Consider the following 15,236-nt stretch of genomic DNA (forward strand, 5'->3'; position numbering starts at 1 on the left):
CCATGACGAACGACGAAACCCTTTCCCCGCGCCTGCTGGCATCGGGGAACATGTACTCCACCGCGTTTCAGTTCTACAGTCATATCAACGCCGACGTGGACCCCCGCACCGGCATGTACTCGGCGAGCATCGACCTTGCCACGGGTGAAGGCAACCGCTTGCGCGGCCCCCACCTTCCCTTCCGCCTCAGCTACAGCGCAGCCGACACGATCGACGACGGGTTCGGCACGGGTTGGCGCCTCGGTCTCACGGAGCTGGATCGCGACGCCAGTCTGCTGACCCTGTCCAGCGGCGACAGCCACAAGGTCGAGCGCCTCCTGCACCTTGAACCGGCGCATTTCCCGGACCGCAAGCTCGACAGTTGTTCACTGGTCATGATGGACCCGGAGCACCGGACCGCCGTGGTCGAACACGTGACCGGCGTCGTCGAATATCTCGAGGCGATGGCGTATCCCACCAACCTGTTGCGCCCCGTTCGTATCGTCAACCCCAGCGGCGACTCGCTCCAGCTCACATGGAAAGAGGATGCACTCGGCATTTCACGTCTGACGCGCGTCGTTGATGACGATGGCGAAGTATTGCTCGAGGCCGACTATTCGGACTTGAACAACGTCAGGCTCACGCTGCATCTGGCCGATGCCGCCCATCGCAAGGCTTCCGCTCCGCTGGAGATGCACTTCACCATCCAGGGAGGACAACTTCAACGGGTTGCCATCCCGCTCATCACCGATCTCAACCACAGCGCAACGGCCGATGGTGACGAAGCCATGTGGGAGTTCGAGTATCGCACCGTCGACATCATGATGCTGCTCGCATCGGTGACTTCCCCCGATGGCCTCCGGGACGCGGTGGAATACGATACAGCGGCACTCGCGCTCCCCCCGGGTGGCCCCCTTTCCCACATGCCAGCCGTGGCGACACGGACACGGTCGCTCGTGACCGACTCCACGAATGTCGTCCGGGAAAGCCGGTACACCTATAGAAACGATGACCTCGACCACAACTTCTACGGCTACCCGGCCGTGGAATCCTGGGTCGACCGGAACGACCAGCTCCTGCACATGCCAGGCGCGGACGCTTACACCTACGGATCGACGGAGACGCAGTATCAGGACGGGTCGCTTCTGTGCACGGTCCAGCGGAACTACAACCACTTCCACCTCATCACCCGCGAGAAGACCACCCGCGGCGATGTCGTCCAGGAGGTCGTCACCGACTATGGCATCGAAGACGGCACCTCCTTCGAAGAACAGAAGGCGAGCTTCCAGCTTCCCCACAGGGTGACCTCCACGTGCTACGACTCGCGGTTTGCGGACATCAAACAAATCACGTTCACCGAAAGTTCGTACGACGACTACGGAAATGTCCTTTCGCGTCACGACAGCGCCACCGGCACGACCGAGACGTCCACTTACTATCCCCCTGAAGGCGAGGCAGGCCTGTGTCCTCCCGATCCGCTCGGGAAGGTGCGACGCCTCAGGAGCCGCGCCACGTCGCCCGGCGGGAACGGCGGCCCGGTTCGTTCGACGCATTTCCGATACGTCGAAGTACCTGTAAGAAGCCCTGCAAGGAACATCGTAGGCAGCGGGGTCCGGGATCGCACGTACTACATCCAGGCGTCGGGGGAGACCTCGACGGTATCCGATGATGGCATCGAAACGACCCTGGTCCATAGCGAGCAGTCGTTCGTCGTGGACCAGGGCAACCAGCACGGCAGCCTGAAGCAGGAGACACGCGAACAGGACGGCCTGAAGGAGGTGCGCGCCTTCACCTACGACACCGATGACGCCGCAGGCACGGTCACTACGCATACCACGCACACCACGCACGATGGCGTGGTGAATACGACAAGCGAGACCCTTCACCTGGTCAGTGGACTGGTGCGATCCACCGTGGATGCCCTTGGCAACAAGGCCGAATTCACCTACGACGCCCTTGGCCGACGCACCAGCGAGGTGTTGTCGCCCGACAACCCCGACTACCGCGTGGAAACGCGCTGGAACTACCAGTTGTCGATGAGCGAACGCTGGGTCGAGCGCATCGGCATCACCGGTTTGCGGCATCGCGTGTGGATGGACGAGCAAGGCCGCACCATCAGGCGCGAAGAACCCCGGCCCGACGGAACGCTGATGACCGTGCATGAGCTGGAATATGACGGCTTCGGTCAGCTCGTCAGGGAGGTGCAGACCGATAGCAAGCGTGGAGACATCACGATACGGCTGCAAACAACCTATGAATATGACGACTGGGGTCGCTGCTCGCTGATGACCTCACCGGATACGAGCAAGACGGTGAGTAAAACGGCCCTTCTCCGCGATCCGCTCGTGTTCGGCGACGAGGTGATCACGTGGACGATGCAATGGCAGAGCCATGGAGCCGATAAAAAGACCGGCTGGCGTTCGACCTACCTCGACGCGGCGGACCGGCAACGGCGTGCGCAAACCGGCACATGGTCCGAGACGGACATACCCACGGTGGCATCGACCACCTCATGGGAATACGACGGGCTCGGCAGGTGCGTCAGGATGGAAGATCCCCTCGGCAAGGTGACCCGGCAGGCGTGGGACGGCTACGACCGTTTGGTACGCAGCGACCTTCCCGACGGAACGGCCGTGCTGCGGACCTATGCACCCGGCCACGAAGACGAGTTCGTCGCCCGCCTCGCCATCGTCCCTCCCGAAGGCGATAGCGCGCTCCGCGAACTCGCCGGGGAAGCCGGCGAACTGGAACTGGGGACCCGCAGCTGGGACGGCCTTGGAAGGCTGAAAAAGGAAACGGCGGGCAGCCTGACAACCAGCCATGCCTACATACCCAACCAGATGAGTTCCGACACGAAAACCATGCCGAGCGGAAACACGCTGAAGATGGTTTACGACCTGCGCCTGCGCGAGGTGCTGCTCGGCTCGACGCTTTCCAGCCCGGAGGGTGCGGTGGAGTCCGTGCTGACCGAGGCGACCTATGACAATGTCATGGGTCTCCCTACCGGGATCGTGGCGGAGGGTGGATCGATGGTGGTCACCCCTGATTATCTCGGCCGGATGACCAGCCAGAAAATCGCTCTCGTAGGTGACCAGCCGCGCGAGTGCCATGTCGCCATTACGATCGGTGGTCTCGCGCTGGAGAAAACAGGACCCGACGGAGTAACGCAGACCTACGACTACGATGACTATGGGCGCCTGAAGAGCGTGACCGATGAGGACGTGACGATCGAGCTGGTCTACGACGACCTGTCGCGACTGGATCATCGCATCACGCGCTCCGCCGATGGCCGCTCCGTCACGCAACAGGTCGCTTACGATCCGCTTGGACGCGTGCAAGATCAGTCCTGGGAACACACCGAAGGATCCACCACGCAAAAGCGCCGCCTTGTCTACGGCTGGCGAGCCGATGACAAGGTGTCGGAACGCCGCTGGTACGGCGACGACACGCTGCTCCAGCGCACGGAAACGATGGACTATGACGATCGCGGCCGGCTGATTCTCCATGCCATCGACGCGGTCGCAGGCGAACATCCGCTCGACGAAACAGGACAACCATACGTAAAGCAGGAGTTCGAGCACGACTGCCTCGACAACCTGCGGACCGTGACGACGACGCTGCTCGACGGACGAGTCAACGTCACCCGCTACGGCTATGATCCGGTGGACTTCGACCGCCTGGTCAGCGTAAGCAACAGTCTGGACGGCTATCCCGGGTACGGCACGCCGCTGGAGCTCATCTACGACGCGAATGGCAACCTGATCGACGATGGCCAGGGACGGACATTGCATTGGGATGGTGCCGGCCGGTTGGCGAGCGTGACGCTGGCCGACGAAAAGCGAATCACCTACGTCCATGGTCCGGACGGACGCGTGTGCAGTACGACGATCGACGGGGTGCCGAGGTACCGCTACCGCGACGATGGCGCCATCGCATTCGAAGTCGACGAACTCGAGGGGCGGCGATTCATCCGGGCGGAGGGCGGCATCGTTGCGGAGACCCGGCTTGCCGGGGCCATCCGGGAAACCTTCCTGCTTGGTACCGATCCACAGGGGTCCGTGGTGACGGAGTCCGTGCCGGATGGCACACCATGAGCGTCGAAGCCCGGATCTACACCGTCTACGGCGGAAACGCCGGATCGACGGGCGTCGCAAGACTGGCATACGCCGGCGAGATCGCGGAGAGGCTGACCGGTTTGTACCTGCTCGGTGGTCGTCCATACAACCCGGTATTGCGACGCTTCCTCATGCCTGACGCGGAAAGCCCATTCGACGACGGTGGGTTCAACCGCTACGCCTATTGCAGCGGCGACCCGGTGAACCGGATCGATCCGAGCGGCAACGCATGGACGGACTGGCTGGCGGCCGGGTTGATGGTGGCCCTCTCCGTCGTGGGCACCATCGTGAGCGCAGGGACCCTGGCCGCCCCCCTCGCCGCCGCCTCTGCCGGTGTAGCGGGCGCCGTCGCGGGCGGAACCGGATTGGCGGGAGCCGCATCCGCCATGATGGCCGTCGCAGCCGCGACCCCCGGCATCGTGGCCTCCACCGCGGCCGTCACGATGGACGTGATCTCGACCGCGGCATCGATCGGTTCGCTAGCCTCGATGGCCACGCACAATCAGAAAGCCAATGCCATCTTAGGCTGGGTAGCCATGGGCGCGGGTGTCGCCTCGGGCGCTGCCACGATCACGGCTTCCAAGCAGATGTCCACGACGTCCGCCAGGGCGTCCTTTGCCACCCGTGGCGCGCCGACCGGAAGCCGTGCGACCAGGACGGCCACCACGCACGCCACGGTAAGCGCCGTGAAGGCAGCCACTCCCATCGTGGCATCGAGCGCATCCCACCGGACCAACACACGGGGATCGAGCCGCAGCCTGGCGGCAAACGATGCTGGCGGCAGCCTTCCGCAGGTGAGGCAGGCATCCGTGGAACTCGGAAGGGACGGCGTCAGGCAAGCCAACCTTTACTTCGGGACGCCGGATTCGCGGCGAGCATTCCGAAACCCCCATGGAACCAGGCGGATCGTCGGCGAAGGGCTTCACCGGCAGGATATCGAAAGCGCCCAGCGGGTTGCCGCCTCGACTGGACTGAACGTCGAAGCCATGGACATGACGAGAGCGACAACCGAGCAGATCCGACGACGGCTGTCGGAGGACGGTATCCACGTCACCATCGCCGGGCACGGCCTCCTCGACGAGCCCGTCATGAGATCGCTGAATATGCCATCCACGGTGTCCGATCGTTTGCTCCCGGTACGCGCGACTCCATGATGGCCGTGCGGACGACAACCTACGGCGTTTTTGGCGAACGCGTCCCCTCGGCGGCGGTGCGCACTGCGTTCGCCGGGGAGGTGGGCGAGGCCGGTATCGCCTGCTATCTGCTGGGTGCACGCCTTTACAGCACGACGCTGCGCCGATTCCTCGCTCCAGACCAGGCCAGCCCGTTCACACGTGGCGGTATCAATCGCTATGCCTATTGCAGCGGTGACCCGGTAAACCGGATCGATCCGAACGGCCGCTCATGGCTGACGTGGCTGGGGGTTTCTTCCGGACTGACCGGAAAAAAGACCGGCGCGGCGAGTTCCCTGTCGCCGGTTTCCCGGGACACGAACGGCGCTGCCACCACACCCGGCATCGTGGCCAATACCGCCGCGGTCGTATCCGATGCGGTCACCATCACGGCGGCCGTCGACTCGGTCGCACTGACGACCTCGAATGAGACGAAAGCAGGGGGGCTCTTCGGATGGATCGGGTACCTGGCAGACGCTGCGCTGGGCGGGTCCGATCTGGCACCCGCCAGAAACGGATCGCCAACGCGGCGCTTCGTTGGAGGGAACCGTTTCCTCGCACAGGACTCAGGCACGGTAAAACCGGAGCGGAATATTTCTGTATTCATCGATGACGACATCCCTGCGAATCGATCCACGCTCAATCGTGGCGGAAACAAGGATGTGACCAGAAACTGGATTTATGGCACACACGTCAGGAATCCGAAAAGCCGTATCTGGGCAGCGGACACGTCGATCAACTATGCCGACTTCCCGAACCTTTTCCCCCACATGACGGGTCGCGGGATCACCAACGCGACCTTCTACGCGGGTGTTCATGGCCAACCCGATGGCAGAAACTGGGGAACCTCGTTTCATAAGTCACCACACGAGCTCCTGTACGAGCAGGAGCTCCGGCACACGAAGCCAGCAGCCGCGTCCGCGGGTCTCCATATCGACGTCGCGAACATGGGCGAGATGCTGATAACGGAGATGCGAGATCAACTGGCACGGGACGGCGACCATGTCATCGCCACCTGTTACGGGATAGCGGACGAGGTCGTCATGGACGCACTGAACCTGTCGAACGTGAGCTTGTATTACCTGCGGCCACCGCCCGGGCCCTGACCGGATGACGAATGCCCCCTACGACCTGATCGAGGCGCGCCGAATGAACATGACAATCACCGACACCAGGGCACCTGTCTACGGAGCCTATGGCGAACGAAACGGCTCCTCGGACCGGTCCCACAGCGCGTTCGCCGGCGAGGTGCTCGAAGCCGGGGCGGGCTGGTACATGCTTGGCGAGCGGGCCTATAGCCCTGCGTTGCGCCGGTTCATCGCACCCGACGGGGCCAGTCCGTTCGATGGTGGCGGCGTCAACCGCTACGCGTACTGCGGCGGCGACCCCGTCAACCGGATCGACCCGAGCGGTCACACATGGCTGGGCTGGGCGGGCGCGTCCCTCGGGCTCAAGGCCCCTGCTGGCGCCGCGCGCGGCATGTCGCCCGCCTCCCGTATGCAGGAGACAGCCTCTACGCCCGTCACGGTGGCCACGACCGCAGCCCCCGTGATGGATACCGTCTCCATCACATCCGCCATCGATTCCGTCGGGCGGACGACAGCGGATCGCCCGGAGGCTGATCGTCTCTTCGGATGGATGGCGGCGAAGACGGCATCGGGCGGAACGTCCCTTCCGGCTGCCAGGAACGGCACGTCGACCGAGCGGTTTCTCGGCCAACAGCAGGACGTCAGCCGAGCCGTATCCTTCGGCGTGAGACCGGCAAGGCAGGTCCAGGTCCTGACCAACTGGCAAATTCCCGCACAACGATTGAGGTTCGATCAGTTCGGACAACTGAATCTGGTGAGGAAGTGGACGCCCGGTACCCATCGGCAGAATCCGAACAGCATGATTTTCGCGGCGGACACGACGATCACCCAGTCGTTCGTTCCGAACGTCTTTCACTTGCTCAACACGCATGGCTTCACAAAGGCGAATGTCTATACCGGCGCTCATGGCGAACCTTACGGCAGGAACTGGCACCTTCGCATGGGAGAAAGACTGAACACGGAGCCCAAGTTCTTCCTGGAAGACTTCGTGCTCACGAAGAAGGCGGCCAAGGCCACGGGGAAGACGATCAATGCCGTCAATATGGCCTTCCTGACCAAGCAGCAGATGCAACATCACTTGTTGAAGGACGGTGCTCACGTCATCGGCTGTTGCTTCGGACTCGCCGACGAGGTCGTCATGGACGCGCTGAATCTTCAGCAAGTGGTCGTCTACGACCTGTTCTGAAGCGAAGATCAGCGGACGGGCGCAAGATCTCCGAGGACGGTGGGAATGAGTTCCGACACCGTCGGATGAATCGGTACAGCCCATTGCAGCGTCCCGATCGAGGCGTTCGCATTCATCATGTCGAGGACGCCGTGAATGGCCTCGTCGCCTCCCGTGCCGAGGATGGCCGCTCCGAGGATTTTCTTCGTCTCCGCGTCCGCGACGATCTTCATGAAGCCCCAGGTTTCGCCCTTTTCCACCGCGCGGCCGATACGCTTCATCGGCCGTTTCGAGACCAGCAAGGGGCGGCCGCTGGCACGTGCCTGCGTTTCCGTCATGCCGACACGGCCCAATGGTGGGTCGACATAGAGCGCATAGCCCAGGATACGGTCGCTCACCTTGCGATCGCCGCCGTCGAGCAGGTTCGCCGCCACGATCTCGTAATCGTTCCAGGCCGTATGCGTGAACGCGCCCTTCCCGTTGCAGTCACCCATCGCCCAGACGCCCTCGGCGCTGGTCTTGAGGTGATCGTCGACCTTGATGTATCCCTTGTCGTCCATCTCGATGCCTGCCTTGTCCAGGCCCAGGTCGTCCGTGTTGGGACGGCGGCCCACGGCAAGCAACACATGGGTACCGATGACCTCGGGTGCTCCCTCGGTGCAATCCACGCCGACTTTCACGCCGCGCTCGTGCTTCGCCAACGTGATGCAGCAGGCGTCCGTGCGCACGGTGATGCCTTCGGCTTCAAGGAACGCACGGATCTCGTCCGAGACGTCTTCGTCTTCATGGCTGATCAACCGTGCGCCCTTCTCCACGATGGTGACCTCCGCGCCGAAGCGCCGGAACATCTGGGCGAACTCGAGGCCGATATAACTGCCGCCGACCACTACCAGATGTTCGGGGACGGCTTGCAGTGGAATGATGGTGCTGTTGGTGAGGTAATCGACCTGGTCGAGGCCAGGGAAGTCCGGCACAATCGCGCGGCCTCCGACATTGAGGAAGATCTGAGGTGCTTCGATCGTCTCGCCATTCACCTCGATCCTTCGCGGGCCGGTGAATCGCGCATGCCCACGAATGAGCGTGAGGCCCGGCATGGATGCCAGCCAGTCCTCGTTGCCCTTGCGCGAGTCGAGGATCACCTTGCGGGCCCGTGCGGCGATGGTCGGCATGTCGATGGACAGAGGGCCGGTACGGACGCCGTATTCCGCACCTCGCTGCGCAAGACGGGCCGCATAGGCGCTGGCGACGAGTGTCTTGGTCGGCTTGCAGCCGGTATTGACGCACGTGCCGCCGACGAGGTGCCGCTCGATGATGGCGACGGTCTTTCCCGCGCTCGTTAGGCGGTTGGCCAGCGCCGGTCCGGCTTGCCCGGCTCCTACGATGATGGCGTCGAAGGTATGGGTCATGGGGGGCTCCGGCCCTGAATGGTGACCCCGGCCCGATTCGAACGGGCGACCTTCCCCTTAGGAGGGGGACGCTCTATCCAGCTGAGCTACGGGGCCAAGGGAGTGAGGATACCGGACGCGGTCGGGAGACAAAAGACAAGGCCGGCGAATTCCGGCGCCCTGATGCCCAAGGCCATGACGGATCGCCGGAATCCGGAATGCGCCTACACCGTTGGCGCTATGGGAGTGGATGCCATCCTGTGCATTAAATCTCGACACTCCAACAGGAAGGAGCGTCGGGTGAACAAGGTCGCGCCTGCTAGTCATGTCTATGGCGCCTACGGAGAAATCGCGATTGCGGCACAGGTTGCACGCACCGCGTACGCCGGAGGGTCCGTCGAATCAGGCACCCGCTGTTACCTGCTCGGCGACCGGCTGTTTTCTCCGGCCCTGCGGCGTTTTCTCAACCCCGATCCCGTCAGCCCCTTCGACGATGGGGGATTGAATCGCTACGCCTATTGCGGCGGCGACCCGGTCAACCGGATCGATCCGGGCGGCAACGCATGGTCGAACTGGTTGATCGCGGGTCAAGGCCCGACCCGCATCGGTCTGGGCGCGGCGGGCAACGCGGGCGCCCTGGGTGCAGCGGCTGGGGGCACCGCCCTCGCACGCCAGGCCGCCGCCGTCGTCACCCCCACCACGGTGACGATAACGGCGGCCGCCGTCCTCGATGCGGTCGTCGTCACCTCGGAGGCACGATCGGTCGCATCGGCGGCGGGCGACAAGAACGCGGGGGGTATGTTCGGTTGGATGGCGATGGGTTCCGGAACTCCCTCCATTGGATCGTCACTGTCACCCAAGGCGCGCGCACGTAGCGCGGGATTTCTCGGCCATCGATGGGACGCCATGGACACCGACGCGCCTCGCTACAACATCGATGTCGTCCCGAGTGATCAGATCCCCGCCTGGAAGTTCCGGTACTCCACGCGCAAAGGAGCGCTCACGCTGAATACGCGGTGGGTTCGGCGAACCGATCCACTCGATGCGCGCGTATCCCATTGGGCTCCTGATACGACGATCTCCGGCCGGAAGATCGCCCACCCGTTGAAAAGAATCGGACGCATGCCCATCGCCGACGGAAACGACAGCGTCTATCTCTACAGTGGCGTGCATGGCAGCAGATACGGTGACAACTGGGAGAACGGCAGCCGGCGACTCGGCGAGTATGCGTTCTACTGGCGCGACCGCCGCTCCCGGCGCCGTCTCGCGGCTCACCTTCCGGGAAGAAATCTCTCCGTCGAGAACATCGCGGGCGTCAGTACCGATGAAATGATCGAAAAGATGTCCCGGCCTGGCGTGCACGTACACGCCTATTGTTTCGGGGCGGTCGACAGCCTGATGCTCGCCGTGCTCGGTGCCAATCCCGTTCCCGTTTATCTCAGGCGCTGATCCTAGTCGTCGATGGCGATGATCTAGCGCACCGCTCTCAACGTCCGGCCCGGCATGGGCGGCAAACGCGCCGGCCGCTTCGCATCGCTCCCGAAAGGACGCCAGACACCGTCGGCACCCTCGATCCCTATGGTGGCGTCGCCACCTTCGGCAGCCGCCCGGTTCACGGCCGAGAGCAGGGCGTCGAAACGGCTATCGAAGCGGGACAGCACCTTGCCGTCGAGACATACCGTCCAGGAGTGGTTTTCGTCGGGCTTGTAGGGAATCTCGTAGATTCGGGACATGCGGCGCCTCCCGCCCATAAAGAAACTCAAGGCCAGCATGGACTTGCGCCAGTGACCGTAGGGTCTTCATAACGCCGGGGGACAACGACGGCCCGCAGACATCCTTCCCGCGCCGCACAACGGGAGGTGAAGGTCGCGTTTGCTAGAATCCCCGTTTTACCCGTCTTCCATGGAGAGCCTCATGTCCGGCAAGATCCTCGCAGCGCTCGGCCTCGCCGCCAACGAATCCGGTACCTACCTCGGCCGCGGCGAATGGGCTGCCACCACGGGCGCCGGCACGCTGTCGCCGACCAATCCGGCCACGGGCGACGTGATCGCGACGGTGCAGGCCTCCAGCGCGGCCGACTACGAGACGATCGTCCAGCGCGCGCAGGAAGCCTTCACGGTGTGGCGCAACACGCCGGCCCCGCGCCGTGGCGAAGCCGTGCGGCTGTGCGGCGAGGCGCTGCGCAAGCACAAGGACGCCCTGGGTTCGCTGGTCGCGCTGGAGATGGGCAAGATCAAGCCCGAAGGTGACGGCGAAGTGCAGGAGATGATCGACATCGCCGACTTCGCGGTGGGCCAGAGCCGCATGCTCTATGGCAACACCATGCACTCCGAGCGCCCGGGCCACCGCATGTACGAGCAGTGGCACCCGATCGGCCTGGTGGGCATCGTCAGCGCGTTCAACTTCCCCGTCGCCGTATGGGCCTGGAACGCCTTCCTCGCCGCCGTCTGCGGCGACATCTGCATCTGGAAGCCCTCGCCGAAAACGCCGCTCTCGGCCATCGCCACGATGAAGATCTGCAACGAGGCGTTGAAGGACGCCGGTTTCCCGGACCTCTTCTTCCTCTTCAACGACGCCGGCACCGACCTGGCACAGGCGTTCGTCGACGACAAGCGCATTCCGCTGATCAGCTTCACCGGTTCGACCAAGGTGGGCCGCATCGTCGGGGAGCGCGTCGCGAAGCGCATGGGCCGCAGCCTGCTCGAACTGGGTGGCAACAACGCCATCATCCTGGACAAGTCGGCCGACCTGAAGCTCGCCATCCCCGCGATCGTGTTCGGCGCCGTCGGCACGGCCGGTCAGCGCTGCACAAGCACGCGCCGCGTCCTGGTGCACGCATCGATCCACGACACCGTGGTGGATGCGCTGGTCAAGGCCTACGGGCAGGTCGAGCAGAAGATCGGCGACCCCACCCTGCCGACCACGCTGATGGGCCCGCTCAACAGCCCCGAAGCCGTGCAGGCATACCTGGGCGCCATCGAACGGGCCAAGGCGGCCGGCGGCACGGTGCGCACGGGCGGCAAGGCCCTCACCGACCGCAAGGGCAACTTCGTGCTGCCGACGATCGTCACGGGCCTGAAGAACTCCGACGAGGTCGTGCAGACGGAGACCTTCGCACCGATTCTCTACGTCATGCCCTTCGAGACGCTCGACGAAGCCATCGCCGAGCAGAACGCCGTGCCACAGGGGCTGTCCTCGGCAATCTTCACGCAGGACCTGAAGTCGGCCGAACAGTATCTTTCGGCATCGGGATCGGACTGCGGCATCGCCAACGTCAACATCGGCACCTCGGGCGCGGAAATCGGCGGCGCCTTCGGCGGCGAGAAGGAAACCGGCGGCGGCCGCGAATCGGGTTCGGATGCATGGAAGGTCTACATGCGCCGCCAGACCAACACCATCAACTATTCGGACGCGTTGCCGCTGGCCCAGGGCATCAAGTTCGAGTTCTGACCGAACGGACGAGGCCATGACCGACTTGCGCTCCACGGAACGTTTTTCCGACCGCGTCGAGGATTACGTCCGCTATCGCCCGGACTATCCACCGGCCGTGGTCGAGTGGCTGCACGGCCTCGGCGTCCGCACCGACTGGACCGTCGCCGACGTCGGCGCGGGCACCGGCATCTCGAGCAAACTGTTTCTCGATGCCGGCCACCGCGTGACCGCCGTGGAACCGAACGCGGCGATGCGCGCCGCGGCCGAGCGCTGGCTTGGCGGCGACGGACGCTTCCACGCCGTGGACGGCACGGCCGAGGCTACGGGCCTTCCGGAGGGTTCCGTCGACCTCGTCATCGCCGCACAGGCGTTCCATTGGTTCGACAAGGAACGCGTGCGCACGGAGTTCGCGCGCATCCTGCCGTCACGCGGGCTGGTCGCCGTGTTCTGGAACAGTCGCCGCCTGGTCGGCACGCCCTTCCTGGAAGGATACGAGCGGCTGCTTCACGAATACGGGATCGATTACCTCGGCGTCGCCGAACGGTATACCGACGACGAGACCATGGCGCACTGGTTCGGCCACGGCTACCGCGGCATGGCATCGTTTCCGCATGGGCAGCAGCTCGACCACGACGCTCTGCTGGGCCGCCTGATGTCGTCTTCGTACGCGCCCAAGCCCGGCCATCCCAACCATGAGCCGATGCTGGCCGCCCTGCGTTCGTTGTTCGACGCGACGCAGGAAAACGGCACGGTCGCTTTCGACTACGACACCCGCGTCTTCGCGGGCCACCCGGACGCCTGATGTACGAACTGATCCGCCCCCTGCTGTTCGCGCTGGATGCCGAGACCGCGCATGGCCTGACCCTCTACGCCAGCGACGTGGCGCAGCGCAGCGGTTTATCGGGCTGGATCGCGAAACCGCCGGCGAACCTGCCGGTGCGTGCGTTCGGTATCGACTTTCCCAATCCCGTGGGCCTGGCCGCCGGCCTGGACAAGAACGGCGAGCACCTCGACGGCCTGGCCGCCCTGGGCTTCGGCTTCGTCGAGATCGGCACGGTCACGCCACGCCCGCAAGCGGGTAACGACAAGCCGCGCATGTTCCGCCTCCCGCGCCACGAAGCGATCATCAACCGGCTGGGCTTCAACAACGGGGGCATCGACGCCCTGCTGCGCAACGTGCGGAAGTCTTCGTATCGCGGCGTGCTCGGCATCAACATCGGCAAGAACAAGGACACCCCGAACGAGCGGGCCATCGACGACTATCTTCTCTGTCTCGAGCGGGCCTATCCGTTGGCCAGCTATGTCACGGTGAACATCTCCTCGCCGAACACGCAAGGCCTGCGCGACCTCCAGGAAGAGGAGACCCTGCGCCGCTTCATCGGCACGCTGCGCGAGGCTCAGGAGCGGCTGGCCAGCCAGCACGGCGAGCGCAAGCCGATGCTGCTGAAGATCGCGCCCGACCTGTCCGATAACGAACTGGATGCCATCGCTGAGGTGCTCCTGGCTTCGGGCATCGACGGCGTGATCTGCACCAACACGACGATCGACCGCGCCGATGTCGCGGGCGATCCCGTTGCGCACGAAACCGGCGGCCTTTCCGGGCGGCCACTGTTTGCTAAATCCACCGCGGTCCTGCGCGGGATGCACGCGCGCCTCGGCGGCAAGGTGCCGATCGTCGGCGTGGGCGGCATCCTCGACGGCGACACCGCGGCCGGCAAGATCGAGGCCGGGGCATCGCTGGTGCAGGTTTATTCCGGCCTGGTCTATCGCGGGCCCGGGCTGATCGCCGAGGCCGTCGCCGAGATCCGCCGGCGGGGGCTCGCGGCATGAACAACGCACCCGTCGACATGGGTGGATTCAGCCTCGCCAGCGATGCACCGCTCGGCGGCCGCAACACGCTGCGCGTGGACGCTCGCGCGAAACTTCTCGCCGAGGTGCGCGACCCGGCGAAGATCCCCGAGTTGCTCGCGTACCCGGCGGTGAAGGCGGGCAAGCTGCTCGTGCTCGGCGAAGGCAGCAACCTGCTCATCAAGGGCGACTTCGACGGCACCGTGCTGGCCATGGCGACGCGCGGCGTGGAAACGTTCCAGCGTGACGACCGCGTGCTGATCCGCGTGGCGGCGGGCGAGCGCTGGGACGACTTCGTGCGCTGGTCGCTCGGCCAGGGCTACGCGGGCCTGGAAAACCTGATCCTCATTCCCGGCACGGTCGGCGCCTCTCCCATCCAGAACATCGGCGCCTATGGTGTCGAGGTCGCGGAATTCATCGACACCGTGGAAGCCTGGGACACGCACGCCGGCGAGTTCGTCGTGCTCGACAAGGCCGCATGCGCCTTCTCGTACCGCGATTCCAGCTTCAAGCAGCAACCGGGCCGGTGGATCGTCGTGGCGGTGACCTTCTCCCTTCCGCGTGAACGCCCGCTCTCGCTCGACTACGCGGGCATCCGCGAGGAAGTGGCGAAGATGGGCATCGAGCGCGCCACGCCGTATCACGTGGCCGAGGCGGTCGTGCGCCTGCGGTCGCGCAAGCTGCCCGATCCGGCGGTGATCGGAAACGCCGGCAGCTTCTTCAAGAACCCGATCGTCGGCGCGGCGAAGGCCGAAGCGCTCGCACTCGCCCACCCCGGGTTGCCCGTATGGCCACACGCCGGCGGCACCGCGAAGATCTCCGCAGGCTGGCTCATCGAGGCCGCCGGCTTCAAGGGTGAGCGCGATGGTGACGCTGGCATGTCGAACCGCCACGCGCTGGTGCTGGTGAATCACGGCAAGGCCACGGGTCCGCAGTTGTGGGCCTTCGCGCAGAAAGTGATCGCAGGAGTCGAGTCCATGTTCGGCGTGACACTGGAACCCGAACCGCTGGTCGTCTGAGCCGCGTGTCATCGGGATGTAAGAGCTCCGTCA

Annotated in this window: 11 protein-coding genes and 1 tRNA gene; 9 read left to right on the forward strand and 3 right to left on the reverse strand. The window is 64.6% G+C overall.

All coding sequences use genetic code 11. The annotated features are described in order from the left end of the window. Positions 1–2: 2 nt before the first annotated feature. Genes QFZ41_RS04075 through QFZ41_RS04090 form a run of 4 tightly spaced genes read left to right on the forward strand, consistent with a single transcriptional unit; the run spans position 3 to position 7,540 of the window. On the forward strand, positions 3–4,073 hold the full coding sequence (locus tag QFZ41_RS04075) for an RHS repeat domain-containing protein (protein WP_429197576.1): 4,071 nt from the start codon (positions 3–5) through the stop codon (positions 4,071–4,073). Then, positions 4,070–5,248 (forward strand): RHS repeat-associated core domain-containing protein, encoded by a 1,179-nt coding sequence (locus QFZ41_RS04080; protein ID WP_429197577.1) that lies wholly within the window; start codon positions 4,070–4,072, stop codon positions 5,246–5,248. Before QFZ41_RS04075 ends, QFZ41_RS04080 begins: the two co-directional genes overlap by 4 nt. Continuing rightward, positions 5,245–6,372 carry an RHS repeat-associated core domain-containing protein gene (locus QFZ41_RS04085; RefSeq protein WP_429197578.1) on the forward strand — a complete coding sequence of 376 codons (1,128 nt, stop codon included), beginning with the start codon at positions 5,245–5,247 and terminating at the stop codon, positions 6,370–6,372. The genes QFZ41_RS04080 and QFZ41_RS04085 overlap by 4 nt, the downstream gene beginning before the upstream one ends. 4 nt (positions 6,373–6,376) lie before the next feature. Continuing rightward, positions 6,377–7,540 carry an RHS repeat-associated core domain-containing protein gene (locus QFZ41_RS04090; RefSeq protein ID WP_429197579.1) on the forward strand — a complete coding sequence of 388 codons (1,164 nt, stop codon included), beginning with the start codon at positions 6,377–6,379 and terminating at the stop codon, positions 7,538–7,540. An 8-nt stretch (positions 7,541–7,548) separates the two neighbouring features. On the opposite strand, the gene QFZ41_RS04095 is transcribed toward QFZ41_RS04090, so the two are convergent. Continuing rightward, a complete protein-coding gene (locus QFZ41_RS04095) occupies positions 7,549–8,925 on the reverse strand; it encodes an FAD-containing oxidoreductase (RefSeq protein WP_429197580.1) in 1,377 nt (458 codons plus the stop codon). A gap of 19 nt (positions 8,926–8,944) precedes the next feature. Next, positions 8,945–9,021: transfer RNA gene (locus tag QFZ41_RS04100), tRNA-Arg, on the reverse strand. A gap of 183 nt (positions 9,022–9,204) precedes the next feature. Between QFZ41_RS04100 and QFZ41_RS04105 the strand changes: the two genes are divergently transcribed. Further along, the gene (locus QFZ41_RS04105; protein WP_429197581.1) at positions 9,205–10,353 is read left to right on the forward strand and encodes an RHS repeat-associated core domain-containing protein; all 1,149 of its coding nucleotides are present in this window, start codon (positions 9,205–9,207) and stop codon (positions 10,351–10,353) included. 23 nt (positions 10,354–10,376) lie between these two features. Here QFZ41_RS04105 and QFZ41_RS04110 read toward each other — a convergent pair whose 3' ends face one another. Further along, a complete protein-coding gene (locus tag QFZ41_RS04110; RefSeq protein WP_429197582.1) occupies positions 10,377–10,637 on the reverse strand; it encodes a hypothetical protein in 261 nt (86 codons plus the stop codon). A gap of 181 nt (positions 10,638–10,818) precedes the next feature. On the opposite strand from QFZ41_RS04110, the gene amaB reads away from it, so the two are divergent. From amaB to murB, 4 genes are read left to right on the forward strand one after another with little or no spacing between them, the layout of a single operon-like run. Continuing rightward, on the forward strand, positions 10,819–12,354 hold the full coding sequence (gene amaB, locus QFZ41_RS04115; protein WP_429197583.1) for an L-piperidine-6-carboxylate dehydrogenase: 1,536 nt from the start codon (positions 10,819–10,821) through the stop codon (positions 12,352–12,354). Positions 12,355–12,370: 16 nt separating this feature from the next. Next, entirely contained in the window at positions 12,371–13,138 is a 768-nt protein-coding gene (locus QFZ41_RS04120) for a class I SAM-dependent methyltransferase (protein ID WP_429197584.1), read from the forward strand. Then, positions 13,138–14,166 carry a quinone-dependent dihydroorotate dehydrogenase gene (locus QFZ41_RS04125; protein WP_429197585.1) on the forward strand — a complete coding sequence of 343 codons (1,029 nt, stop codon included), beginning with the start codon at positions 13,138–13,140 and terminating at the stop codon, positions 14,164–14,166. Before QFZ41_RS04120 ends, QFZ41_RS04125 begins: the two co-directional genes overlap by 1 nt. 17 nt (positions 14,167–14,183) lie before the next feature. Then, positions 14,184–15,203 carry a UDP-N-acetylmuramate dehydrogenase gene (gene murB, locus QFZ41_RS04130; RefSeq protein ID WP_429200179.1) on the forward strand — a complete coding sequence of 340 codons (1,020 nt, stop codon included), beginning with the start codon at positions 14,184–14,186 and terminating at the stop codon, positions 15,201–15,203. Positions 15,204–15,236 lie beyond the last annotated feature (33 nt).

Origin of the sequence: Luteibacter sp. W1I16 (assembly GCF_050434905.1) — a bacterium.
GTDB lineage: Bacteria > Pseudomonadota > Gammaproteobacteria > Xanthomonadales > Rhodanobacteraceae > Luteibacter.

Bases quoted from the DNA above. Each gene is read 5' to 3' on its own strand.
- QFZ41_RS04080 (WP_429197577.1), top strand. From the start codon at position 4,070: ATGAGCGTCGAAGCCCGGATCTACACCGTCTACGGCGGAAACGCCGGA.
- murB (WP_429200179.1), top strand. From the start codon at position 14,184: ATGGGTGGATTCAGCCTCGCCAGCGATGCACCGCTCGGCGGCCGCAAC.
- QFZ41_RS04095 (WP_429197580.1), bottom strand. From the start codon at position 8,925: ATGACCCATACCTTCGACGCCATCATCGTAGGAGCCGGGCAAGCCGGA.
- QFZ41_RS04090 (WP_429197579.1), top strand. From the start codon at position 6,377: ATGACGAATGCCCCCTACGACCTGATCGAGGCGCGCCGAATGAACATG.
- QFZ41_RS04085 (WP_429197578.1), top strand. From the start codon at position 5,245: ATGATGGCCGTGCGGACGACAACCTACGGCGTTTTTGGCGAACGCGTC.
- QFZ41_RS04110 (WP_429197582.1), bottom strand. From the start codon at position 10,637: ATGTCCCGAATCTACGAGATTCCCTACAAGCCCGACGAAAACCACTCC.
- QFZ41_RS04125 (WP_429197585.1), top strand. From the start codon at position 13,138: ATGTACGAACTGATCCGCCCCCTGCTGTTCGCGCTGGATGCCGAGACC.
- QFZ41_RS04120 (WP_429197584.1), top strand. From the start codon at position 12,371: ATGACCGACTTGCGCTCCACGGAACGTTTTTCCGACCGCGTCGAGGAT.
- QFZ41_RS04075 (WP_429197576.1), top strand. From the start codon at position 3: ATGACGAACGACGAAACCCTTTCCCCGCGCCTGCTGGCATCGGGGAAC.
- amaB (WP_429197583.1), top strand. From the start codon at position 10,819: ATGTCCGGCAAGATCCTCGCAGCGCTCGGCCTCGCCGCCAACGAATCC.